This is a genomic window from Janthinobacterium salmonicoloratum (assembly GCF_051380845.1).
GTDB lineage: Bacteria > Pseudomonadota > Gammaproteobacteria > Burkholderiales > Burkholderiaceae_D > Janthinobacterium > Janthinobacterium lividum_F.
On the sequence record NZ_JBNYXV010000001.1, the window covers coordinates 1,908,723 to 1,931,078 of the forward strand.

The 22,356-nt window shown below is 63.7% G+C and carries 19 protein-coding genes and 2 tRNA genes; 13 read left to right on the forward strand and 8 right to left on the reverse strand.

Translation table 11 applies throughout. From position 1 onward, the window contains the following. The first annotated feature begins 9 nt into the window (after nucleotides 1–9). The 4 genes from ACQ4WY_RS08845 (at nucleotide 10) to ACQ4WY_RS08860 (ending at nucleotide 4,245) form a co-directional block, all read left to right on the forward strand. A complete protein-coding gene (locus ACQ4WY_RS08845) occupies nucleotides 10–537 on the forward strand; it encodes an RNA polymerase sigma factor (RefSeq protein ID WP_436503664.1) in 528 nt (175 codons plus the stop codon). After that, complete coding sequence (locus ACQ4WY_RS08850) at nucleotides 534–1,313, forward strand: anti-sigma factor family protein (RefSeq protein ID WP_436503666.1); 780 nt, start codon at nucleotides 534–536, stop codon at nucleotides 1,311–1,313. Before ACQ4WY_RS08845 ends, ACQ4WY_RS08850 begins: the two co-directional genes overlap by 4 nt. 152 nt (nucleotides 1,314–1,465) lie before the next feature. Further along, nucleotides 1,466–1,942 (forward strand): (2Fe-2S)-binding protein, encoded by a 477-nt coding sequence (locus ACQ4WY_RS08855; protein ID WP_353660317.1) that lies wholly within the window; start codon nucleotides 1,466–1,468, stop codon nucleotides 1,940–1,942. Further along, the gene (locus tag ACQ4WY_RS08860; RefSeq protein ID WP_436503667.1) at nucleotides 1,939–4,245 is read left to right on the forward strand and encodes a xanthine dehydrogenase family protein molybdopterin-binding subunit; all 2,307 of its coding nucleotides are present in this window, start codon (nucleotides 1,939–1,941) and stop codon (nucleotides 4,243–4,245) included. Before ACQ4WY_RS08855 ends, ACQ4WY_RS08860 begins: the two co-directional genes overlap by 4 nt. A gap of 4 nt (nucleotides 4,246–4,249) precedes the next feature. Here the strand turns inward: ACQ4WY_RS08860 and ACQ4WY_RS08865 are convergent, their stop codons facing one another. Then, nucleotides 4,250–5,446 (reverse strand): MFS transporter, encoded by a 1,197-nt coding sequence (locus ACQ4WY_RS08865; protein WP_436503668.1) that lies wholly within the window; start codon nucleotides 5,444–5,446, stop codon nucleotides 4,250–4,252. A gap of 110 nt (nucleotides 5,447–5,556) precedes the next feature. Between ACQ4WY_RS08865 and ACQ4WY_RS08870 the strand changes: the two genes are divergently transcribed. Then, entirely contained in the window at nucleotides 5,557–6,357 is an 801-nt protein-coding gene (locus tag ACQ4WY_RS08870; RefSeq protein ID WP_436503669.1) for a helix-turn-helix transcriptional regulator, read from the forward strand. A 47-nt stretch (nucleotides 6,358–6,404) separates the two neighbouring features. Here ACQ4WY_RS08870 and ACQ4WY_RS08875 read toward each other — a convergent pair. Both ACQ4WY_RS08875 and ACQ4WY_RS08880 read right to left on the reverse strand, forming a co-directional pair. Then, nucleotides 6,405–6,481 (reverse strand) — tRNA-Met (locus tag ACQ4WY_RS08875). 142 nt (nucleotides 6,482–6,623) lie between these two features. Beyond that, a tRNA-Met gene (locus ACQ4WY_RS08880) sits at nucleotides 6,624–6,700 on the reverse strand. A 196-nt stretch (nucleotides 6,701–6,896) separates the two neighbouring features. Between ACQ4WY_RS08880 and ACQ4WY_RS08885 the strand changes: the two genes are divergently transcribed. From ACQ4WY_RS08885 to ACQ4WY_RS08895, 3 genes are read left to right on the forward strand one after another with little or no spacing between them, the layout of a single operon-like run. Then, nucleotides 6,897–7,475 (forward strand): NUDIX hydrolase, encoded by a 579-nt coding sequence (locus ACQ4WY_RS08885; protein WP_099666811.1) that lies wholly within the window; start codon nucleotides 6,897–6,899, stop codon nucleotides 7,473–7,475. 30 nt (nucleotides 7,476–7,505) lie between these two features. After that, on the forward strand, nucleotides 7,506–8,222 hold the full coding sequence (gene aat / locus ACQ4WY_RS08890; protein ID WP_436503671.1) for a leucyl/phenylalanyl-tRNA--protein transferase: 717 nt from the start codon (nucleotides 7,506–7,508) through the stop codon (nucleotides 8,220–8,222). Nucleotides 8,223–8,282: 60 nt separating this feature from the next. After that, complete coding sequence (locus ACQ4WY_RS08895) at nucleotides 8,283–9,005, forward strand: arginyltransferase (protein WP_436503672.1); 723 nt, start codon at nucleotides 8,283–8,285, stop codon at nucleotides 9,003–9,005. Nucleotides 9,006–9,039: 34 nt separating this feature from the next. On the opposite strand, the gene ACQ4WY_RS08900 is transcribed toward ACQ4WY_RS08895, so the two are convergent. Further along, nucleotides 9,040–12,351, reverse strand: coding sequence for a S41 family peptidase (locus ACQ4WY_RS08900; protein WP_436503673.1), 3,312 nt, complete (start codon nucleotides 12,349–12,351; stop codon nucleotides 9,040–9,042). A 203-nt stretch (nucleotides 12,352–12,554) separates the two neighbouring features. Here ACQ4WY_RS08900 and ACQ4WY_RS08905 point away from each other — a divergent pair, with 203 nt between their 5' ends. The 5 genes from ACQ4WY_RS08905 to ACQ4WY_RS08925 all read left to right on the forward strand — a co-directional run bounded on the left by ACQ4WY_RS08905 (nucleotide 12,555) and on the right by ACQ4WY_RS08925 (nucleotide 18,476). Further along, nucleotides 12,555–13,604, forward strand: a complete 1,050-nt coding sequence (locus tag ACQ4WY_RS08905; protein WP_353660310.1) for a quinone-dependent dihydroorotate dehydrogenase — start codon at nucleotides 12,555–12,557, stop codon at nucleotides 13,602–13,604. Further along, nucleotides 13,604–14,650 (forward strand): aldo/keto reductase, encoded by a 1,047-nt coding sequence (locus ACQ4WY_RS08910; protein ID WP_436504419.1) that lies wholly within the window; start codon nucleotides 13,604–13,606, stop codon nucleotides 14,648–14,650. The genes ACQ4WY_RS08905 and ACQ4WY_RS08910 overlap by 1 nt, the downstream gene beginning before the upstream one ends. Nucleotides 14,651–14,956: 306 nt before the next feature. Next, a complete protein-coding gene (locus tag ACQ4WY_RS08915) occupies nucleotides 14,957–17,380 on the forward strand; it encodes a TonB-dependent receptor plug domain-containing protein (protein WP_436503674.1) in 2,424 nt (807 codons plus the stop codon). A gap of 134 nt (nucleotides 17,381–17,514) precedes the next feature. Next, nucleotides 17,515–18,126, forward strand: coding sequence for an immunity protein Imm33 domain-containing protein (locus tag ACQ4WY_RS08920; RefSeq protein ID WP_436503675.1), 612 nt, complete (start codon nucleotides 17,515–17,517; stop codon nucleotides 18,124–18,126). Then, nucleotides 18,123–18,476, forward strand: coding sequence for an MmcQ/YjbR family DNA-binding protein (locus ACQ4WY_RS08925; protein WP_436503676.1), 354 nt, complete (start codon nucleotides 18,123–18,125; stop codon nucleotides 18,474–18,476). Before ACQ4WY_RS08920 ends, ACQ4WY_RS08925 begins: the two co-directional genes overlap by 4 nt. On the opposite strand, the gene ACQ4WY_RS08930 is transcribed toward ACQ4WY_RS08925, so the two are convergent. From ACQ4WY_RS08930 to cysT, 4 genes are read right to left on the reverse strand one after another with little or no spacing between them, the layout of a single operon-like run. Continuing rightward, nucleotides 18,473–19,405 (reverse strand): CysB family HTH-type transcriptional regulator, encoded by a 933-nt coding sequence (locus tag ACQ4WY_RS08930; protein WP_436503677.1) that lies wholly within the window; start codon nucleotides 19,403–19,405, stop codon nucleotides 18,473–18,475. The genes ACQ4WY_RS08925 and ACQ4WY_RS08930 overlap by 4 nt on opposite strands. Before the next feature lie 14 nt (nucleotides 19,406–19,419). Continuing rightward, the gene (locus ACQ4WY_RS08935; RefSeq protein WP_071075790.1) at nucleotides 19,420–20,490 is read right to left on the reverse strand and encodes a sulfate/molybdate ABC transporter ATP-binding protein; all 1,071 of its coding nucleotides are present in this window, start codon (nucleotides 20,488–20,490) and stop codon (nucleotides 19,420–19,422) included. A 2-nt stretch (nucleotides 20,491–20,492) separates the two neighbouring features. Further along, nucleotides 20,493–21,419, reverse strand: coding sequence for a sulfate ABC transporter permease subunit CysW (gene cysW / locus ACQ4WY_RS08940; RefSeq protein WP_436503678.1), 927 nt, complete (start codon nucleotides 21,417–21,419; stop codon nucleotides 20,493–20,495). Continuing rightward, nucleotides 21,416–22,225 carry a sulfate ABC transporter permease subunit CysT gene (gene cysT / locus ACQ4WY_RS08945; protein ID WP_436504420.1) on the reverse strand — a complete coding sequence of 270 codons (810 nt, stop codon included), beginning with the start codon at nucleotides 22,223–22,225 and terminating at the stop codon, nucleotides 21,416–21,418. Before cysT ends, cysW begins: the two co-directional genes overlap by 4 nt. Nucleotides 22,226–22,356: the final 131 nt, after the last annotated feature.

Consider the following 22,356-nt stretch of genomic DNA (forward strand, 5'->3'; position numbering starts at 1 on the left):
ATCTCCACGATGACCAAGCAAGAGGACAGCCGCCAGCTGCAAGCCTGCCTGCCCGGCCTGCGCCGCTATGCGCGCGCGCTGGTCGGCGCCGTGCATGCTGACGACCTGGTGCAGGACACCGTGGAGCGGGCCTGGCGCAAGTTCGACCAGTGGCAGCGCGGCGCCGAGATGCGGCCCTGGCTGTTTTCCATCATGCACAACCTGCACGTGGATCAATTGCGCCGCCCCGGCCTGGCGCTGCAGGAACTCGACGACGACGCCCTGCTGCCCGCGCCCGAACACGCACCGGGACAGGCTATCGCCATCGGCGAGATGGATGCGGCGCTGGCCCGTTTGCCTCTGGGGCAGCGCGAAGTCATCCTGCTCGTCGCGCTCGAACAGATGCCGTATGAGCAGGTGGCGGCCACCCTGGACATCCCCGTCGGCACCGTCATGTCGCGTTTGTCGCGCGGGCGCGACCGGCTGCGCGCATTGCTCGACGGCCGCCCGGCCGGCAGCCAGGGCGGCGGCACCCCTACCCTGAAAGTCGTGAAATGACAACGCAAGCCATCAGCGAAGCGCAATTGCACGCCCTGGCCGACGGCGTCCTGCCCGAGGAACAGCGCGCAGCCATCGACGCCCACCTGCGCGCGCATCCCGGGGACGCCGCCAGGGTGGACGCGTGGCGCGAGCAGAGCCGGCAATTGCGCGCCCTGTTCGATCCCGTGCTGGACGAAGCCGTGCCACCGGCGCTGCGGCAGGTGGCGGCCCCGCCGGCGGCGTACGGCGCCTGGCAACGCCCCGCCATGCAGGCGGCAGCGGCTATCCTGCTGGTCATCGCGGGCGGCGCGGGCGGCTGGCTGCTGCGTGGCGGCGACAGCGTGAGCGCCAGCCCGATCTCCCTGGCGCGCAGCGCCGCCATCGCCCACGCCGTCTATACGCCCGAAGTGCGCCACCCTGTGGAAGTGGGGGTTGAACAAGAGGCCCACCTGGTGCAATGGCTGTCGAAACGCCTGGGCACGAAACTGCAGCCGCCCGCGCTGTCGCCGCTCGGCTACCAGCTGATCGGCGGCCGCTTGCTGCCCGGCGATGGCGACGGCCCCGTGGCGCAATTCATGTATGAGGATGGCAAAGGCCAGCGCCTGACCCTGTATGTGGCCAAGGAGCGGGCCGGCAGGCAGGAAACGGCTTTCCGCTACACGCAGGAAAAGGACTTGAGCGTGTTTTACTGGATTGACGGCCAGCTCGGTTACGCCCTCTCGGCGAGCCTGCCCAAACAGGCGCTGGGCAAGATCGCCGACGTCGTGTATGCGCAGCTGGAGCAGGCACGCTGAAACAGGTCGACGTGGTGGCACCCGACGGCCGCCACCGACCCCACACCCTGCAGCGCAGGGCGGCTGGTGCTACCATCCCATACTGATGAGCTAATCCGTATGGCGGATGGCCGTCGCGCTTCCCCGTACCATCCCCACCCCGAGGAATAAACATGACGACCCTGACCATCAATGGCAAGCAGCACGACCTTGCCCTGCCTGAAGATACACCCCTGCTGTGGGCCCTGCGCGACGAACTGGGCATGACCGGCACCAAATTCGGCTGCGGCATGGCCCTGTGCGGCGCCTGCACCGTGCACCTCGATGGCGACGCCATCCGCTCCTGCGTGACGCCCGTATCGGCCGCCGCCGGCAAGAAAATCACCACCATCGAAGCAGTGGGCGAAGACAAGGTCGGCCTGGCCCTGCAGCAAGCCTGGCAGGAACACGGCGTGCCCCAATGCGGTTACTGTCAGGCCGGGCAGATCATGTCGGCCACGGCCCTGCTGCACAAGACGCCGGCGCCGAACGACAAGCAAATCCGCGAAGCGATGAGCGGCAATATCTGCCGCTGCGGCACCTATACGCGCATCCACGCGGCCATCAAGCAGGCCGCGACCAGCATCAACGCGAAAGGAGCGGCCAAATGAGCATGCATGACACTCCTGCCGCACATTCGCCTGCGCGGCGCAACTGGCTCAAGGCCGCCGGCGCGCTGGCCGGCCTGACCCTGGTGGCCGGTCCTTCCGGCCTCGTGATGGCTGCCGACGCCGTCAAATACGGCGGCGACAAGATGGCTGGCGGCGTGGTCGACGACACCCTGGTCTTCCTGTCGGTCGGTGCCGACGGCATCGTCACCATCGTGGCGCACCGCTCCGAAATGGGCCAGGGCATCCGCACCAGCCTGCCCATGGTGGCGGCCGATGAACTGGGCGCCGACTGGGCGCAGGTGCGCGTGCAGCAGGCGCCCGCCGACGAAGCGCGCTACGGCAGCCAGGACACGGACGGCTCGCGCAGCATGCGCCACTCGTTCCGCGCCATGCGCCACGTGGGCGCCACGGCGCGCCTGATGCTGGAAACGGCGGCCGCCGTGCGCTGGGACGTGCCAGTGACGGAAGTCAAAGCCGTCAACCATGCGGTCGTGCATGCGGCCAGCGGACGCTCGCTGTCCTTCGGCGCCCTGGCCGGGGAAGCGGCCAAATTGCCGGTGCCGCCACGCGCGCGCATCAGCCTGAAAACGGCGGGCGAGCTGCGCTACATCGGACAAACCAGCACGCGCGGCATCGACTTGCACGATATCGTCACGGGTAACACCCACTTCGGCATCGACACGCACCTCGATGGCATGGCGTATGCCGTCATCGCCCGTCCGCCCGTATTTGGCGGCAAGCTGAAAAGCGTGGACAAGACGGCGGCCCTGAAAGTGCCTGGCGTGCTGCGCATCGTCGAACTGGCGGGCAGCCCGCCGCCGGCCATGTTCAATCCGCTGGGCGGCGTGGCCGTCATCGCCAGCAACACCTGGGCCGCCATCAAGGGCCGCGAAGCGCTGGTACTGGAATGGGAAGATGGCCCGAACGGCGGCTACGATTCGAAAGCCTTCCGCAAGACGCTGGAAGCGGCCGTGCGCCAGCCGGCCAGCCCCGCGCGCGACCAGGGCAAGACGGTAGCCACCCTGGCCGCCGCTCCCGCCGCGCGGAAATTCAGCGCCGAATACTATCTGCCCCACCTGGCCCACGCCACCATGGAGCCGCCCGCCGCCACCGTGCGCATCGCCAACGGCAAGGCCGAAGTGTGGGCCTGCGTGCAGGCGCCGCAGGCGACGCGCAGCAACGTGGCCAAGGCCCTGGGCCTGGAGTATGACGACGTGACCGTCCACGTGACCCTGCTCGGCGGCGGCTTCGGGCGCAAATCGAAACCCGATTTCGCCGTCGAGGCGGCGCTGCTGTCAAAAGCCATGGATGGCGCGCCCGTCAAGCTGACGTGGACGCGCGACGACGACCTGCAGCACGACTACCTGCACACGGTGTCCGTCGAACGGCTGGAAGCGTCACTCGATGCGAAAGGCATGCCGACGGCCTGGCTGCACCGCACGGCCGCGCCCACCATCACCTCGACCTTTGCCGCCGGCGCGAACAAGCAGGCGCCGTTCGAGCTAGGCATGTCGGCCATCAACGTGCCGTTCGCCATTGCGAACATCCGCGTCGAAGTGCCCGAGGTGCCGGCCCACACGCGCATCGGCTGGTTCCGTTCCGTGTCGAATATCCCGCACGCGTTTGCCATCCAGTCGTTCACGGCCGAACTGGCGCATGCGGCGAAGAAGGACCATCGCGACTACCTGCTGGCACTGCTGGGTCCTGCGCGCAAGATCAACCCGGCCGACCTGTCCGATGGCTGGAACTATGGCGAAGACCCGGCGAAGTATCCGGTCGACATAGGCCGCATGCGCCACGTGATCGAGCTGGCGACAGCCAAGGCGGGCTGGGGCCGCAAGCTGCCCAAGGGACGGGGACTGGGACTGGCCGTGTCCTACAGCTTTGTCACCTATGTGGCGGCCGTGATCGAAGTGGAGATCAATGCGGCCGGCGAAGTCATCGTGCCCAGGGTCGATATCGCCATGGATTGCGGACCGCAGATCAACCCGGACCGCGTGCGCTCGCAGATCGAGGGCGCCTGCATCATGGGTCTGTCGCTGGCCATGAGCGGCGAGATCAGTTTCAAGAATGGCCGGGTCGAGCAAAGCAATTTCCACGACTACGCCGTGCTGCGCGCCGCCGACGCGCCGCGCGTGATCCACACGCACCTGGTGCCGGGCACCCTGGACATGGAACTGGGCGGCGTGGGCGAACCGGCCACGCCGCCCATCGCCCCGGCCCTGTGCAACGCCATCTTCGCCGCCACGGGCAAGCGTATCCGCGCCCTGCCCGTCGGCATGCAGCTGGCGAAGAAAGGCTGAGTAGCTAGGAGCGCCGCGCAGCAGGCAACTGCAGCAGCAACGCTGCGGCGGCGACAAAGGCGGCGGCGGCCGCCAGCAGCCACATGGGCCAGTTGAGCAGGAGCAGCAGGCCGCCTGCGGCGGCGCCGATGGCGCTGCCCAGGTACAGCGCCGATTCGTTGAGGGCGATGGCCAGGTTGCCGTCGCCCTGCCGCGCGCGCACGGCCAGCAGTTGCTGGTTTTGCGGCACTTGCAGGGCCCAGCCAGCCGCGCCCCACAGGGCAATTGGCGCCAGCATCAGCCACGCCGACCAGCCGGCCGCCAGCGGCAGCACGCACAGGGCCAGCGCCAGCAGCAGCAAGATGAAACAGGTCAGTTTCGGCGCCGCCACCTTGTCGGCCCATGGCCCGACCAGCACGCTGCCAACGATCCCCCCCACGCCCCACGCCCACAGGAAAGGCGTAGCGGACATCGCTACGCCGTGCGCGGACCATGCCAGCAGCGGCGCAACAAACGTGTACATGCCCAGGCTGGCGACGGCCGCCAGCAGCGACACCAGCAGGATGGCCAGCACCTGCCCATCGGCCAGCAAGGCCAGCTTGCGGCGCAGTGAGATGGCCGGCGCCACTGGCAGCGCGGGCAGCTTCCACAGCAAGCCCGCCAGCGCCAGCGCGCCCAGCACGGCGACCAGCCACAGGGCCGCGGCCCAGCCCAGCTGCTGCGCCAGCAGCAAACTCAAGGGTACGCCCAGCACCGTGCCGCCCGCCATGCCGCCCATGATCACGCCGATGGCCTTGCCCCGTTGCGGCGCCGCCGACACGCCCGCCGCCGCCGCGATGCCCAGCGCCAGATAGACACCGGCCCCGATGCCGGCGATGGCGCGCCATGCCAGCAAACTGCTGAAACCGGGCGCCAGCGCGCTGGCCCCGTTCGCCAGCACGAACACGGCCAGGGCGATCAAGAGGCCGGAGCGCTGCGCGCGCGCCGGCAGCAAGGCTACGGCCAGGGGCGAGCCGAGGCCGTAGGCCAGGGTAAACGCCGTCACCAGCTGCGCGGCCATCGCCAGGGAAATGGAAAACGCACCGGCGATCATCGGCATCAGGCCCGCCGTCACATACGACGCCATGCCCAGCGCGAACGCACCCACGGCGATCAGGTAGACGGTGGCAGGCAGCGTGGTAGTGGCAGGCGCGAGGCCACTGGAGGAAGAATAGTCAGACATGTTCAAGCTTTCGGGAAGAAAGCAGGCATTCTGGAATACAATATAAACAATTACAATTTAACTGTTTATGCTATTACTGATAGCAACAGCTTCACCGGAAAGGCAGCACCATGCGCACTTTGGCCCGCACCCGCCACGAACTGGCCGCCTACCTGCAGGCGCGGCGCGCGCGGCTGTCCCCCGAAGACGTGGGCTTGCCCGGTGGCGGGCGGCGCAGGACGCCGGGCTTGCGCCGAGAAGAAGTGGCGGCGCTGGCTGGCGTGGGGCTGACCTGGTACACCTGGCTGGAGCAGGGGCGCGACATCGGTGTCTCCAGCGCCTTTCTCGACAAGCTGGCCGAAGTGCTGAAACTCGACGCCGGAGAACGGCGCCACCTGTTCCTGCTGGCGCATGCGCGTCCGCCGGCCGAAGAGGGCAAGACGTTTTGCGTGGTGCCGCCGCCGGTGCGCCGCTTGATGCACGAACTGGCGCATCCGGCGTATGTGCTCAACCTGCGTTGGGACGTGCTGGCGTTCAATGCGGGCGCGGACGCCCTGTTCGGCTTCGGCGCGCATGCTGCCGCGCGCCGCAACCTGCTGTGGCTGCTATTTACCGACCCGCTGCTGCGGTCACGCTTCACGGCCTGGGAAGAGCAGGCGCCGCTGATGCTGTCGAGCTTTCGCCGCGACTACGCGCGCGCCACGCAGGAAGCCGATATCCACGCTCTGGTCGAAGAACTGGAAAAAGTGTCGCCCGAATTCAAGCTATGGTGGCGCCGCCACGACGTGCATGCACCGTGTGCAGGCGTGCGCCGCCTGACAATCGATGGCGAGCAGGTCGCCCATGAGCACACCTCGCTGACCATCGATGCGGACCGCCATTTGCGGCTGGTCGTGTATGCGCGCCAAGTGCCGCAAGAAGAAGCGCCGTAGAACGAAAAAACCGCTGGCCCTCTTGCGAGGAACCAGCGGCTTCGAATTGGTTGCGGGGACAGGATTTGAACCTGTGACCTTCGGGTTATGAGCCCGACGAGCTGCCAGACTGCTCCACCCCGCAGCAGAATTATATACCAGATTGTTGCGCGGCGTAAAGGGCATGATTTGACAATGTCATTCGCGCCCCGCCTTGCGGCGTTTGGCTTTGGCTAGCGATGAAAAAAGCCGCTGATCTTTTTCAAGAGTCAGCGGCTTTCAGGTATTGGTTGCGGGGACAGGATTTGAACCTGTGACCTTCGGGTTATGAGCCCGACGAGCTGCCAGACTGCTCCACCCCGCACTTGAATTATAAGGGCAAACGGGTGGCTTAGGCAATAGCTATCTCAACTTCGACTGTAATAGAGCCATTAAATTAAAAGTGCGTGAAAAAGTTCGATCAACTGCCAGCTGACAATGTGTCCGCCCATCACGCCACGCCGCGCGCAATCGGTGTACAGTAAGCGTTACACTAGACACCCATTTTCCCAAGTCCACCCATGAAATTCTGCTCCGAATGCGCCCATCCAGTCAGCCTGTCCATTCCGGAAGGCGACAACCGTCCGCGCTATGTCTGCGCCAACTGCGACGCCATCCATTACCAGAACCCGAAAATGGTGGTCGGCTCGATTCCCGTCTGGGAAGAAGATGGCCAGCTGCAGGTGCTGCTGTGCAAGCGGGCCATCGAGCCCCGCCTGGGCTACTGGACCCTGCCGGCCGGCTTCATGGAAAACGATGAAACCACTTCCGACGCGGCCGAGCGCGAAACGGTGGAGGAAGCGGGCGCGAATATCGAACTGGGCCCCCTGTTTTCGCTGCTGAACGTGCAGCGCGTGCACCAGGTGCACCTATTCTATCTGGCGCGCCTGCGCGACCTCGATTTCGCCCCGGGCATCGAAAGCCTGGACGTGCAGCTGTTTACGGAAGCGCAGATTCCCTGGGATGACCTGGCCTTCCCCACCATCCGCGCCACCCTGGAACTGTTCTTTGCCGACCGCGTGAAAATCCGCGAAGGCGGCAGCTACGGTGTCCATACGGGCGACATCACGCGCCCGATGGCGCGCACGGATGCAGAGTAAGCCCCCATCACCCGCCACCTCTGACGCCGCATGATTCCCTGGCTCGACACCCACACCCCGTTTCCCGACGTCTCACGCGCCCTGACGGACGAGGCGCCCGGCCTGCTGGCGGCCGGCGCCGACCTGTCACCCGCGCGCCTGCTCGACGCTTACCGGCGCGGTATCTTTCCCTGGTTTTCCGAAGGCCAGCCCATTCTGTGGTGGAGCACCGATCCGCGCATGGTGCTGATGACGGAGGACTTCAAGGTGTCCGACAGCCTGGCCAAGGCGATCCGCAAGGTCGAGCGCAGCGCCGCCACGGACGGGCGCTGGCAGTTGCGCTTCGACGGCGATTTCGACGCCGTCATGCGCGCCTGCGCGGCGCCACGCAAGGATGGCCCGGGCACCTGGATTTCCGACGAAATCATCGCCGGCTACACAGGCTTGCACAAGCTGGGCTACGCGCACTCGTCGGAACTGTGGCTCGATGGTGAACTGGTGGGCGGCGCGTATGGCGTGTCGATCGGGCGCATGTTCTATGGCGAATCGATGTTCGCCCGCGTGACGGATGGCTCGAAGATCGCGCTGGCGCAGCTGGTGCGCTTTTTGCACGCGCGCGGCGTGGCCATGATTGACTGTCAGCAAGAAACAAAACACCTGGCCTCGCTGGGCGCGGCGCCCATTTCGCGCGCGCGCTTCCTGGCCCATGTACGCGTCGCCATTGAAGCTGCGCAAATCACGGATTGGCATGCTGCACCACGGGCATAAAAAAGCTATGATATCTCCACGCAGACTTCCATTGCCGCGGACAGACCAGACAGGATCAGCATGACGCACCTGAACGAACTACCGTTTGCCACCCTGCAGTTCTATACGACGGCACCCTACCCGTGCAGCTACCTGGACGACCGCCAGGCCCGCTCGCAGGTCGCCACGCCATCACACCTGATCAACAGCGACGTGTATTCGGAACTGGTGCGCAACGGCTTTCGCCGCAGCGGCATTTTTACCTACCGGCCGTATTGCGACGGCTGCCAGGCCTGCATTCCCGTGCGCGTCGTCACGCAGTCCTTCACGCCCAACCGCAACCAGCGCCGTGCCTGGAACCGGCACGCCGATCTGCAGGCGGGCGTGGCCACCCTGTCCTTCCTCGACGAGCACTACGAACTGTACCTGCGCTACCAGAGCACGCGCCACGCGGGCGGCGGCATGGACCAGGACAGCCGCGACCAGTATGCGCAATTTTTACTGCAAAGCCGGGTCAACACGCGCCTGGTGGAGTTTCGCGATGCCGAAGGCATCCTGCGCATGGTCAGCATCATCGACGTGCTGGCCGATGGCCTGTCGTCCGTCTACACTTTTTTCGATCCCGACGTGCCGGGTGCCTCGTACGGCACCTACAACGTGCTGTGGCAAATCGCCCAGGCGCGCGAGCTGGGCCTGCCCTACATCTACCTGGGCTACTGGATCGCGCAAAGCCCGAAGATGGCGTATAAAATCAACTTCAAGCCGCTGGAAGCACGCATCAAGGGCCAGTGGGTGATCCTGTAAAAAAGGGGCTTGCGCCCCTTTTTCTTATTGATCCTTACTTGCTCTTGTCCGGAAACGCCGGACGTGCAGGCCGCGCGGGCGGGTTCTTCGCCAGTTCGGCCTGGATCACCTCAATCGCCTTTTCCAGCTGCGGATCACGTCCGGCAATGACGTCGGCCGGCGTTTGCTCGACTTCGATATCGGGCGGCACGCCTTCGTTTTCCACGCCCCAGCCATTCTCGCGCGTCCAGAACGCCAGGTTCGGCGCCGTGATGAAGCCGCCATCCATCAGCATGGGGAAGCCCAGCACGCCCACCAGGCCGCCCCAGGTGGCCTTGCCGATCAGCGGGCCCATGTTATTTTTGCGGAACATCCACGGCAGCAGGTCGCCGCCCGAACCGGCCGTCTCGTCGATCAGCATGGCGCGCGGTCCCTGGATCGAAGCGGACGGCGTCTTCATGTCGGCGCCATAACGCATGGTCCACCAGGCGATTTCCTTCTTCTGCAGGATCTCGATGTAGTAATCGGCCACGCTGCCGCCGCCATTGAAACGCTCGTCGACGATGATCGCCTGCTTGTCCGCCTGCGGGAAGAAATAACGCTTGAAGTAGGTGTGGCCCAGGCCAGCCGTATTCGGCACGTACACGTACGCCACCTTGCCGCCGGTGGCCGCATTGACCTTGCGCATATTGCCTTCGATCCAGTCGCGGTTGCGCAAGGCATCTTCGGTGGGCACGGGCACCACGGTAATCGTGCGCGCGCCCTTGCCATCGGCCGATGGTCCCACGGTCAGGTCGATCGCCTTGCCCGCCGTGTTCTCGAAGGCGCTGTAGATATTCGTCGGAGGCAGCAAAGGGCGGCTGTCGACGGCCAGCAGGTATTCACCCGCCTTGACGTTCAGGCCCGGCTCCGTCAGCGGCGCGCGCAGGGCCGGATTCCAGTTCAAGCCGCCATACACTTTTTTGAAGCGGTAATGGCCGTTGCTCACATCATAATCGGCGCCCAGCAAGCCCCCCGGCACCTTCTTCGCCTCGATAAAATCGTCGCCGCCACCACCGCGATGGTGACCCACTGCCAGTTCGCTGCACATCCACTGAATCAACCGGTTCAGGTCGGCGCGGCTGGACAGCTCGGGCAGGAAGACGGCGTACTTGTCGCGCATGGCCTTCCAGTCCACGCCATGCATGCCCGGGTCATAGAAATAATCGCGGTTGATGCGCCAGACTTCATTGAAAATCTGCGTCCACTCGGCACGCGGATCGGCTTTCACTTCGATGGCGTCGACCTTGATCTTGCCTTCGCCGGGCGCCAGCAGCTTGCCCGTGGCGCTACCCATGGCCCAGTTGTCCTTCTGGCGGTACAGCAGCTTCTTGCCGTCGGCCGACACTTCGAAATCATCGGCCTCCGCCACCACGGTTTCCGCCTTGCGCTCCTTCAGGTCGAAGCGCTGCACGGCCTTCTTGCCGTCGCTTTCGCGCAGCAAAAATATCTGCCCCGCGGCGCCGGCGGTCAGGCTGGAGAACTGCGCGGCCGGCAACGGCAGGTCGACGATGCGCGTGGCGATGCCGTCGAAATCGATGCTGATCGGCGCCACCGGCGCCACGGTCACTTTCGGGTCGTCGCGGCCCGTCTTCGGATCGACCTTCGGCTCGTTTTTCGCTTCCGGCTCCGCCTTCGCCATGTCTTTTTTGGCGTCCGAGCTGGCAGCCTTTTCCTCGTCGCTTTCCTTGATCAGCGGCGATGGCAAGTCGCGCCGCAGCACGGCCATCCATACGGTGCGCGTCACCAGGTTGTCTTCATTCTGCTGCGAGAACCAGTTGTTGCTGGGGCCTGCATTCGTCGAGGCGAAGAAGTACAGGTATTTGCCGCTCTTGTCGAACACGGGCTGGGCCACGTCGGACAGGCCATCGGTCACGGGCATGGACTTGTTCTGCTCGACGGAATAGATATACGCGCTGCGCGTGTAGGTGGGTGAATTGAGCGTATAGGCCAGCCAGCGCGAATCGGGCGCCCACGAGGCGCGCATGCTCTTGTCGACGCCATACATCGGTTCCGTGGCGACCTTCTGCACCTTGCCCGTGCCGACGTCGATCACGTACATGCTCCAGCCATTGTCGGCAAACGCGATCTTCTTGCTGTCGGGCGACCAGACGGCGTTGTCATAAAAGCCGCTGCCATTCAGCTTGAGTTTCTTCACGGCGCCCTTGCCATCCTGCGCCCGCACATGCAATTCATACTCGCCCGACTCGTCCGAGAAATACGCGACCGAACGGCCATCGGGCGACCAGATGGGCGTGCGCTCGTGGGCGCCGGCCGTCTGCGTCAGGTTGCGCACGTCGCCCTTGTCCGCGGGGATGGTGACGATCTCGCCCCGGTATTCGAAGGCGACGCGCGCGCCCGACGGCGAAATCGAAGCGTCGCGGATATATTTCGCATTCTTGACCCAGCGGGGGCGCGTCTGCCCCAGGTCACTGGCCACGCCGATGCTCAGCTTGTGCGCCTGGCCGCTGGCGATGTCAAACGAGTGCAGGTAGCCGGCCTGCTCGTAGACGATGGTGCCGTTCGCCGCCGATGCGTTCAGCACGGGGAAATCCGTGTGCTGCGTCAGCTGGCGCACGGCTTTCGTCTTGACGTCGTAGGCAAACAGATTGAATTCGCCGTTGCGGTCGGAGCGGAAGTACACGGTGTCGCCCAGCCACATGGGGTCGACGTCGTTCGAGCGCGTGGTGGGCTGGGGAATTTTCTCGATGGATTTATCGCTGGACGAAAATAGCCATAGCCAGGAATTGGTGCCGCCCCGGTAACGCTTCCACTGTTTGAAGGCGGGCATCAGCGGGTTATAGGCGATGCGCTTGCCGTCCGGAGAATACGTGGCGCGCGAGGCGTTCGGGATCTCCAGCTGGGTTTCCACGCCACCCGCCACCGGTACCGTAAACAGCTTCTGGAAGCGGTTGTTGAAGGCGGCGCGGGGCGAGGTGAACATCACGGCCTGGCCATCGGGCGTGAACGACTGCGCCAGGTCTGCGCCCGGGTGGAAGGTCAGGCGGCGCGGCACACCGCCCGCCGCCGCGATCACATACACGTCGACATTGCCATCGATGTTGGCGCTATATGCGATCTGGCTGCCGTCGGGCGAAAACACGGGATTGGACTTGTCGCCCAGGTCCGACGTCAATCGCCGCGCGCCGCCGCCATCGAGGTTCGACAGCCATACATCGCCCGCATAGATGAAGGCGATATGACGGCTGGAGACTGCCGGTTCGCTCAGCATGCGGGTGTCTTGCGTATTGGGCAGGGCCAGGGCCGGGTGGCTCAGCAGCAGTGCGCTGGCGGCCGCGATGGCGGTCAGGATGCGTGTCTTTTTCAATCGATGTCTCGCTTATGAAGTAAAGAAAACAGGGAAGAAACAGGAAAGTCCAAGGCCGAATGCGAATTAGTAACGAATCAACATTGCATTAAACCAACAAGAACTATACACCCGGCAGCCGCGTGGAACACGGTAAAATACGCCACTTATTTCGCGCGCCGCCAGCCTTTCCCGGCGGCCCGCACACCTACTCAAAGCGCCCCATGTCTGAAAAATTCCTGTACTCCCTCGCCCGCCCGCTGCTGTTTTCGATGGATGCCGAAGCGGCCCACCATCTCACCCTGCCTGCCCTGAAACGCGCTGGCGCGCTGGGCCTGACGAAGCTGGCCGGCAAACCTGCAGCCGATCCGCGCACGGTGATGGGCATCACCTTCCCCAATCCCGTGGGCCTGGCCGCTGGCCTGGACAAGGATGGCGCGTACATCGATGCGCTGGCCGACCTGGGCTTTGGCTCCATCGAAGTGGGCACCGTCACGCCGCGCGCGCAGGCGGGCAATCCGAAACCGCGCATGTTCCGCCTGCCGCAGGCGCAGGGCATCATCAACCGCATGGGCTTTAACAATGGCGGCGTGGACGCCTTTGTCGCCAACGTGCAGGCGTCGAAGTTTTACCAGAACCGCGCCGGCGTGCTGGGCCTGAACATCGGCAAGAACGCCGACACGCCCATCGAACGGGCGGCCGACGACTATCTGCTGTGCCTGGAAAAAGTCTACCCCTACGCCAGCTATGTGACGGTCAATATCTCGTCGCCAAACACCAAGAACCTGCGCCAGCTGCAGGGCGCGTCCGAACTCGACGCCCTGCTGTCGCAACTGAAGGAAGCGCAGGCGCGCCTGGCGGACAAGCACAAACGCTACGTGCCGCTGGCCCTCAAGATCGCCCCGGACATGGATGGAGAACAGGTGAAAAGCATAGCCGACTCGCTCACGCGCCACCGGATCGACGGCGTCATCGCCACAAACACGACCCTGTCGCGCAGCGCCGTCGAAGGCATGCCGCACGGCGCGGAAGCGGGCGGCCTGTCGGGCGCGCCCGTGTTCGAACTGTCGAACAATGTCATCCGTTTGCTGAAGGCGGAACTGGGCGACGCGCTGCCCATCATCGGCGTGGGCGGCATCATGCAAGGCAGCGACGCCGTGGCCAAGTTCGAGGCAGGTGCGCAGCTGGTGCAGCTTTACAGCGGCCTGATTTACGCCGGTCCGGCCTTGATCAAGGATTGCGCCCGCGCGCTGCACGGCAAACAGGCGAAATGATCAACAAGGTCAAGCTGGGATCCAGCAACCTGGAAGTAAGCCGGATCTGCCTGGGCACGATGACCTTCGGCGAGCAAAATAGCGAAGCCGAAGCGCACAGCCAGCTCGATTACGCGCTCGAGCGGGGCATCAACTTCATCGACACGGCAGAAATGTATCCGGTGATGGCCAGCGCCCAGACGCAGGGCAGCACCGAGCGCTACATTGGCAGCTGGCTGAAGAAGAGCGGCAGGCGCAGCGACATCGTGCTGGCCAGCAAGGTGGCCGGGCCGAACTCGCGCATGCACTGGATACGCAAGGGCAAGACGGACCACGACGCGGCCAACATCCGCGCCGCCGTCGAAGACAGCTTGCGCCGGCTGCAGACGGAACACATCGACCTGTACCAGTTGCACTGGCCCAGCCGCAACCTGCCCATCTTCGGCGCCAGCGTGTACAACCCGCGCAAGGAACACGCCTCGGTTGCCATCGAAGACACTTTGGCCGTGTTGGGCAAGCTGGTCGAGGAAGGCAAGATTGGCCACATCGGCGTGTCGAACGAATCGTCGTGGGGCGTATGCGAATATATCAAGCAAGCCGAGCTGAAAGGCTTGCCCCGCATCGCGTCCATCCAGAACCTGTACAACCTGACGGCGCGCCATTTCGAGACGAGCCTGCTCGACGAAACCTGCCACCGCGAGAACGTCGGCTTGCTGGCCTACAGCCCGCTGGCGTTCGGCCAGCTGACGGCGAAATACCTCGACGATCCGCAGGCCAAGGGCCGCCTGACGCGCTTCCCGGCCGGCTGGAGTCCCCGCTACGTGCGCCCCGCCACCATCGCGGCAGCCAGCCAGTATGCGGCGCTGGCCCGCGCGCACGGTTTGACCCCGGCGCAGCTGGCACTGGCCTGGTGCTACACGCGCTGGTTCGTGGCCTCGACCATCATCGGCGCCACCAGCGTGGCGCAGTTGCAGCAAAATATCGATGCCCATCAAGTCATCTTGTCGCCAGAACTGGTGGCGGCTGTCGATGCCATCCACGCCAGCCTGCCGAATCCGGGACAGTAAACGCCCTCCGTCTGGCGGCGCAGCTCAACGCAACGTAGCGCCAGACTACCCACTCTCGTCGCACATAGTCGTATTTATACAACAGCTAACAATTTACTGCTGTGCAGCATTGCGGCCTTGCCATGCCCGGTCGTATGCTGGATACGAGGCCATATGCGCTACTCGCGCCATTTTGGCGTGTTTCAGATATTTATTGCATATCGATAGACAGAACGATTCGTAAGCCTGCCAAGTGCCCACTGTTAATCTGATTGCATCACCGGACCGCCATGGTTCGCGCAACCACCAACCGAAGAGATATCGTCGATGAGTTCAAGCACTGCCCGCTCCCAGATTCCCGCCCTCCCCTTGAAAACCGTTATCGCCGCCAGCCTGATCGCCTGCTTCAGCCTGCCCATGCAGGCGCAAGCGCAGCAAGAGCTGCCGGCCGAAGGTGAATTGCAATCGGTGGTGGTCACCGGCACCTTCGCCAAGAACCGCCGCACCATCGATTCCGAATCGCCGATCGACATCCTCACCTCGCGCGACCTGCAAAGCACGGGTTCGGCCGAACTGGCCACCGTGCTGGCGCGCCTGCTGCCATCGCTGAACTTCGCCCGCGCCACGGGCGCCGACGCCAGCGACGCCGTGCGTCCAGCTCAGCTGCGCGGCCTGTCGCCCGACCAGACCCTGGTGCTGGTGAACGGCAAGCGCCGCTATACCTCGGCCGTCGTCAACGTCAACGGCTCGCTGGGCCGCGGCTCGGCGCCCGTCGACCTGAACGCCATTCCCCTGGCCGCCATCGACCACGTCGAAGTGCTGCGCGATGGTGCGGCGGCCCAGTACGGCTCTGACGCGATTGCCGGCGTGATCAACATCATCCTGAAAAAAGGCGCGGCCGGCGGCGATATCGAAGTGGGCTATGGCCAGACGCAGGAACGCGACGGCAAGCAAAAATCCATCAAGGGTTCGGCCGGCTTCGCCCTGGGCAACGACGGCTGGGTGCGTGTTTCGGCCGAAGTGGCCGAACGCGACCCGACCAACCGCGCCGGCGCCGATTTCCGCAATCCGCTGGAGCCGCGCTATGGCAAGGTCAACCAGCGCTATGGTGATCCGAAAAGCAAGCCGGCAACGATTTTCCTCAACAGCGAATACCACATCAATGACAATGTGGACTGGTACGCCTTCGGCAACTACGGCAAGCGCGACACCTCGGCCGCCGCCACCTGGCGCACGGCCCTGATCCAGGACCCGAATAATTCGAAGCTGTTCGTCCAGCGCACGCCGCTCTTCCCGGAAGGCTTCTTGCCATTGCAAAACAGCACTCTGACCGACCAGTCCATCGTCACGGGCTTGCGCGGCGAAGCGGCCGGCTGGCGCTGGGATGCCAGCATCAATTACGGCAGCAACAAGTTCGAACTGGACCTGGACAACACGGTCAACCAGTCGCTGGGCGCAAGCAGCCCCACGCATTTCTATGCCGGCTCGCTGAAAAATGAACAGACCGTGTTCAACCTCGATGCGGCGCGCGAATTTCCCGTCTCTTACTTTACGGGACCGCTGACTGTCGCTGTCGGTGCCGAAGCGCGCCATGAAAAATACAGCATCGGTGCAGGCGACGAAGCGTCGTACACGGGCGGCGGCTCGCAAGGCTTTGCCGGCTTCCGTCCGGCCAACGCAGGCAGCCACTCGCGCCACAACGAGTCGATCTATGTGAACCTGGAAGCGGAAGCGACGAAAAAACTGTCCGGTGGCGTGGCCCTGCGCCATGAGCGCTATAGCGACTTCGGCAGCACCACCTCGGCCAAGGGTTCGGCGCGCTACTCGTTCACCGATGCCCTGTCCCTGCGCGGCACCGTGTCGAGCGGCTTCCGCGCGCCATCGCTGGCGCAGCAGTACTACACCATCACCACCACCAACTTCCAGGTCGTCAACGGCGTCAACACGCCGATCGAGACAGGCACCTTCGCCGTCAATACGCCGCAGGCGCGCGCTCTGGGCGCACAGGACCTGAAACCGGAAAAGGCCCGCAACTATAGCCTGGGACTGCAGTTCCAGCCTAGCCGCAACTTCACGACGACAGTGGACGCCTACCGCATCGACATCGACAACCGCATCCTGTTCTCGGCCAATCTGATCCTCAGCAATGCTTTGAAGAACATCCTGGCCGCGCAGGGCACGCCGGTGGGCTCGGGACGCTACTTCACCAACGCCGTCGATACGCGCACGGAAGGCGTGGACATCGTCAGCACCTACCGCATCGACCTGCAGGACAAGGACCGCCTGGACCTCACCGTGGCTTACAACCATAACAAGAGCACGGTACGGAAAATCGCCGACAATCCGGCCATCCTGACGGCCAACAACCTGAAACTGATCGACCGCCAGAGCATCGACCGCATCACGGTGGCGTCGCCAAAGGACAAGTTCAGTCTGGCCGCCGACTATGGCTTCGGCATCTGGAATGCACACGGCGTAGTGACGCGCTACGGCAGCTTCACCGTGCCGCAAAACGACGTCAAGCTGGACCAGACGTATGACCCGCAATGGGTGCTGGACGTGTCCGGTTCCGTGAAACTGGGCAAGAACTGGCGTCTGGTGGCCGGCATCGACAACGTCACCAACCGCTACCCGGCGCAAGTGACAAGCGCTGGCAACCTGAGCGTCAACGGCACTCAGCCATACAGCATCTTCGCGCCGAACGGCTTCAACGGCCGCTATTACTACGCCAAGGCGGGTTATAGCTGGTAACAGAAAAGTAGCAACGCAGCACGGGAGGCATCTGCCTCCCGTTTTTTATTCCGGCCTCCCCCCTGGCGTACGGGTGGCCATCCTGGCCTGCAATCGGCTACCATGGGCCTTACTCTTCTTGATGACGGATAACCATGCCCAGCTGGCACCTGGCCGACGCTGCCGAACTGGCGGCGCGCCACCCCTACACCTTCTATAAATCACCGCCCGAGGCCATCGCCCAAGTGCGTCCCGGCGACGTGGTCAAGCTGATCTTCGCCTTCCACAGCGACGATCCGCAGGCGCCGGGTGCCGAACGCATGTGGGTGCTGGTGGAGACGATCGAGCCGCATGGGCACTTCACCGGCAAGCTCGACAACATGCCCGGCTACATCGCCGATTTGCACGCCAAAGACCCCATCGCCTTCACGGCGCGCCACATCATCAATACCCAGCACGACGATGACGATAACCTCGTCAACCGCTACGCAGCCCTGTGCTTCGTTACAAAACGCGTGCTGGAAGATGGCGCGCCCGTCGGCTATCTGTACCGCGAGGAACCCGACAATGCCGACGACAGCGGCTGGCGCTTCACGGCCAACGACGAAAGCGACGACTACATCAACGACAGCGCCAACGTGGCGCTCGTGTCGCTGGGCGCCGTGCTCAGCGTGGATGACCGTTTCATCCGCCTGCTGAATTCTCCGGCCGGGTCAGCCTATGCTTTCGACCACAACACGCAACAATTCATGGCGGTTGAAGAATGACAACAGATGAACTGAAGGAATTTTGCGCGGCCCTGCCCGGCGCGCAAGCCGTGCTGTACGGTGCGCCGTCGAACATCCTCGTGGTTGAAGTGGGCGGCAAGAAGTTTGCCTATTTTAAGACCAGCGCACCGGAACAGTGGCGCTTCAGCCTGCGGGTCGGCGCGGAGCGCTTTATCGAACTGACGGACATGCCCGGCGTGAAACCGGCCCGTTACATGGGCCGCTTTCACTGGGTGACGATCGTCGATGTGGCGCGCTTCCCGGCTGATTACCTGGCGGAACTGGTACAGGCTAGCTACGCACGCGCCGTGGCCAGCCTGACGCGCGCGCAGCGGGCAGCCATCGCCTAGAGGGCGTCCTCTCCCGCCATGGCGCGGTCGATGTCTTCGCGCGTCAAATCCGGCGCCAGCTGCAGGATGAACTCGTAGGCATAGGCCCGCAGGTAGGCGCCGCGGCGCACTGCCAGGCGCGTCGTGTTGGTGGCGAACAGGTGCGACGCTTCCACCGCCCGCAAGCCCTTGTCACGACCATGATCGAAAGCCATGGAGGCCACGATGCCCACGCCCAGGCCCAGCGCCACGTATTGTTTGATGACGTCCGAATCCATGGCCGTGAGGATGATGTCGGTGGCCACGCCCGCCTTGGCAAACGCATCGTCGATATGACCGCGGCCCGTGAAGCCCTTGTCGTAGGTAATCAACGGGTATTTCGCCAGGTCTTCCAGGCGGATCGGCGAGTGCTCGAGCAGCGGATGGCCGTCGGGCACGACGATCAGATGGCTCCAGCGGTAGCACGGGAACGACACGAGGTCGGGAAACTGGCTCAAGCCTTCCGTGGCAATGCCGATGTCGGTCTTGCCCGACAGCACCCATTCCGCGATGTGCTCGGGCGCGCTTTGTTGTAGCGCAATGCGCACGTCGGGGAAAGCGGCGCGGAAACCCTGCACCACTTTCGGCAGCGCATAGCGCGCCTGCGTGTGCGTCGCCGCCACGGACAAGGTGCCGCTGGTCTGGCCGCTGTATTCGAGGCTGGCCTGCTGCAGGTTTTCCGCCTCAATCAAGAGGCGGTCGACGATCTTCAGGATGCCCTTGCCCGGCTCCGTCAAGCCCGTCAATCGCTTGCCGTTGCGCTCGAAAATCACCACGCCCAGCTCATCCTCGAGTTCGCGGATTTGCCGGCTCACGCCCGGCTGCGACGTGAACAGGGCGTTGGCCACTTCCGTCAGGTTATAGCCGCGGCGCGCCGCTTCGCGGATCGATCGCAATTGTTGAAAATTCATGGTGTTCCAGCCTCTTAGGTTCTTGTTGGTTCGACGAACACGTGCAGGCGTTTCGGGCGGACAACCAAGGTCTCGCCTTCCTTCAACTGTAAATGGCTGAAGCGCTCGTTCGACATCACTGCTTCGATCAGTTCGCTGTTATCGACGCGCTGCAAGTCCAGCTGGGCCAGCGGGCCGATCGCATGCGCGCGGCTCAGTTTCACGACGATGCCTTCGGCGCCCTGCGTGTAGCGGTCGATTTCCAGGTCGTGGGGACGCACATAGGCCGTGCCCTTGCTGTCGCTCACGCCCGCGTAATCGGGCACTTCGAAGCTGGCGTCACCGGTCGCCATCACGCCGTCGTGCACGCGGCCGTGGAACAGGTTGACGTTGCCCAGGAAGCCATACACGAAGGGTGAGGCCGGGTGGTTGTAGACTTGCTCCGGGGAACCGAGTTGCTCGACGGTGCCCTTGTTCATCAGCACGACCTGGTCCGCCACTTCCAGCGCTTCTTCCTGGTCATGCGTGACGAAAATGCTGGTGACGTGCAAGTCGTCGTGCAGGCGGCGCAACCAGCGGCGCAATTCCTTGCGCACCTTGGCATCCAAAGCGCCGAACGGTTCGTCCAGCAACAGCACGCGGGGCTCGACAGCCAACGCGCGCGCCAGGGCGATACGCTGGCGTTGCCCGCCCGACAGTTGCGGCGGATAGCGGTCGGCCAGCCAGTCCAGCTGTACCAGTTCCAGCAAATCTTTCACCTTGCGGCGGATCTGGTCTTCCGACGGGCGCTCGCTGCGCGACTTCACGCGCAAGCCGAAGGCCACGTTCTCGAACACCGTCATGTGCTTGAACAGCGCATAGTGTTGAAACACAAAACCCACTTGCCGCTCGCGCACGTGGCGGTTCGACGCATCTTCCGCGTCCAGCAGCACCTGGCCGCTGTCCGGATGCTCGAGGCCGGCAATAATGCGCAGCAAGGTGGTCTTGCCGCAACCGGACGGGCCCAGCAAGGCCGTCAATTCGCCGGCGGGAAAGTCCAGCGAGATATTGTCGAGGGCGACGAAATCGCCGAAACGCTTGTGGATGTTTTTAACTGCGATGGTCATGATCAGTGCTCCGTAGAACGTAAGGCGGAATCGTCGGCGTCGCTCTCGTTCAAACGCCACTCAATGAAAGCTTTCAAGGCCAGGGTCACCAGCGCCAGCAAGGCCAGCAGGGAGGCGACGGCAAACGCGGCGGCGAAGTTGTACTCGTTGTACAGAATCTCCACCTGCAAAGGCATGGTGTTGGTTTCGCCACGGATATGGCCGGAGACGACGGACACGGCGCCGAACTCGCCCATGGCGCGGGCATTACACAGGATCACGCCATACAGCAGCCCCCACTTGATATTTGGCAAGGTGACTCTGCGGAAAGTATTCCAGCCCGAGGCGCCCAGCACGATGGCGGCCTCTTCCTCTTCGCTGCCCTGCGATTGCATCAGCGGGATCAGTTCGCGCGCCACAAACGGGAAGGTGATGAAGATGGTGGCCAGCACGATGCCGGGCACGGCAAACAGGATCTTGATGTCGTGCGCCTGCAGCCACGGACCGAACCAGCCTTGGGCGCCAAACATCAGCACATAGATCAGGCCGGAAATCACGGGCGAGACGGAAAACGGCAAGTCGATCAGGGTCAGCAAAATGCTCTTGCCGCGGAATTCGAACTTGGCGATGCACCAGGAAGCGGCCACGCCGAAGACCAGATTCAGCGGCACGGCGATGGCGGCCGTGATCAGGGTCAATTTAATAGCGGAAATCGCGTCCGGATCGATGATGGCGGCGATATACGCTTCCCAGCCCTTCTTGAACGCTTCCGCAAACACAGCCACCAGGGGCACGATCAGGAAGGTCGTCAGAAACAGCAAGGCGATGGTGATCAATACCGTGCGCACCCACAAAGGTTCCAGCACGACGGGACCGACATTCGGCTCAAAACGGCGCGCTGTCGGTCGTGCATTGTCCACGCCAGCGATGGCAGTCGTATTCGTACTCATGATTTCTTCGCCTTTCCGCGCGTCCATGCTTGCAGCAGGTTAATCGTCAACAACAGCAGGAAGGACACCACCAGCATCACCACGGCGATGGCCGTGGCGCCTGCGTAATCGTATTGCTCCAGCTTGGTAATAATGAACAGCGGCGTGATTTCCGACACCATCGGCATATTGCCGGCGATAAAGATCACGGAACCGTACTCGCCCGTGGCACGGGCAAAGGCCAGCGCAAAGCCCGTCAGCAGCGAGGGCATAATTGTCGGGAAGATGACGCGAAGAAACGTTTGCAGGGAATTGGCGCCCAGGCTGGCGGCCGCTTCTTCCAGTTCCTTTTCCGCGTCTTCCAGCACCGGTTGCACGGTGCGCACGACAAACGGCAAGCCGATGAAGGTCAGCGCCACCACCACGCCCAGCGGCGTAAACGCCACCTTGATGCCCAGCACGCCTTCGATGAACTGGCCGAACCAGCCGTTCGAGGAATACAGGGCTGTCAGGGTGATGCCGGCCACGGCCGTCGGCAAGGCGAACGGCAAGTCGACCAGCGCGTCGATGATGCGCTTGCCGGGGAATTTATAGCGCACCAGCACCCAGGCCAGGATGCCGCCAAACACCACGTTCAGCAGGGCGGCGATCAGCGAGGCGCCGAACGTCAGGCGGTACGACGCCATCACGCGCTCGGACGTGACGGCGCTGAAGAAGGCGTCCCATGTCATGGTGAAGGTTTTCAGGAACACCGACGACAGCGGAATGAGAACGATCAAGGCCAGGTAAAAGAGCGTGAAGCCCAGTGATAGCTTAAACCCCGGCATGACCCGAAATGGCGCTCCGCGCGCCTTGAGCGGTGCTGCTGATGCTGCAGACATAGAAACTCCTTCTTATTACATTTTTGAGTTATAGGGCGCAATAATCACATGCAATCGTTATAAAAAGAACTAACCAT

What these genes read in the sequence shown, in the direction of transcription:
- ACQ4WY_RS08855 (WP_353660317.1), top strand. Translation starts at nt 1,466, where the DNA reads ATGACGACCCTGACCATCAATGGCAAGCAGCACGACCTTGCCCTGCCT.
- ACQ4WY_RS08925 (WP_436503676.1), top strand. Translation starts at nt 18,123, where the DNA reads ATGACAACAGATGAACTGAAGGAATTTTGCGCGGCCCTGCCCGGCGCG.
- ACQ4WY_RS08935 (WP_071075790.1), bottom strand. Translation starts at nt 20,490, where the DNA reads ATGACCATCGCAGTTAAAAACATCCACAAGCGTTTCGGCGATTTCGTC.
- ACQ4WY_RS08920 (WP_436503675.1), top strand. Translation starts at nt 17,515, where the DNA reads ATGCCCAGCTGGCACCTGGCCGACGCTGCCGAACTGGCGGCGCGCCAC.
- ACQ4WY_RS08930 (WP_436503677.1), bottom strand. Translation starts at nt 19,405, where the DNA reads ATGAATTTTCAACAATTGCGATCGATCCGCGAAGCGGCGCGCCGCGGC.
- ACQ4WY_RS08860 (WP_436503667.1), top strand. Translation starts at nt 1,939, where the DNA reads ATGAGCATGCATGACACTCCTGCCGCACATTCGCCTGCGCGGCGCAAC.
- ACQ4WY_RS08915 (WP_436503674.1), top strand. Translation starts at nt 14,957, where the DNA reads ATGAGTTCAAGCACTGCCCGCTCCCAGATTCCCGCCCTCCCCTTGAAA.
- ACQ4WY_RS08850 (WP_436503666.1), top strand. Translation starts at nt 534, where the DNA reads ATGACAACGCAAGCCATCAGCGAAGCGCAATTGCACGCCCTGGCCGAC.
- ACQ4WY_RS08885 (WP_099666811.1), top strand. Translation starts at nt 6,897, where the DNA reads ATGAAATTCTGCTCCGAATGCGCCCATCCAGTCAGCCTGTCCATTCCG.
- ACQ4WY_RS08865 (WP_436503668.1), bottom strand. Translation starts at nt 5,446, where the DNA reads ATGTCTGACTATTCTTCCTCCAGTGGCCTCGCGCCTGCCACTACCACG.
- ACQ4WY_RS08895 (WP_436503672.1), top strand. Translation starts at nt 8,283, where the DNA reads ATGACGCACCTGAACGAACTACCGTTTGCCACCCTGCAGTTCTATACG.
- aat (WP_436503671.1), top strand. Translation starts at nt 7,506, where the DNA reads ATGATTCCCTGGCTCGACACCCACACCCCGTTTCCCGACGTCTCACGC.
- ACQ4WY_RS08845 (WP_436503664.1), top strand. Translation starts at nt 10, where the DNA reads ATGACCAAGCAAGAGGACAGCCGCCAGCTGCAAGCCTGCCTGCCCGGC.
- cysT (WP_436504420.1), bottom strand. Translation starts at nt 22,225, where the DNA reads ATGCCGGGGTTTAAGCTATCACTGGGCTTCACGCTCTTTTACCTGGCC.
- ACQ4WY_RS08905 (WP_353660310.1), top strand. Translation starts at nt 12,555, where the DNA reads ATGTCTGAAAAATTCCTGTACTCCCTCGCCCGCCCGCTGCTGTTTTCG.
- cysW (WP_436503678.1), bottom strand. Translation starts at nt 21,419, where the DNA reads ATGAGTACGAATACGACTGCCATCGCTGGCGTGGACAATGCACGACCG.
- ACQ4WY_RS08870 (WP_436503669.1), top strand. Translation starts at nt 5,557, where the DNA reads ATGCGCACTTTGGCCCGCACCCGCCACGAACTGGCCGCCTACCTGCAG.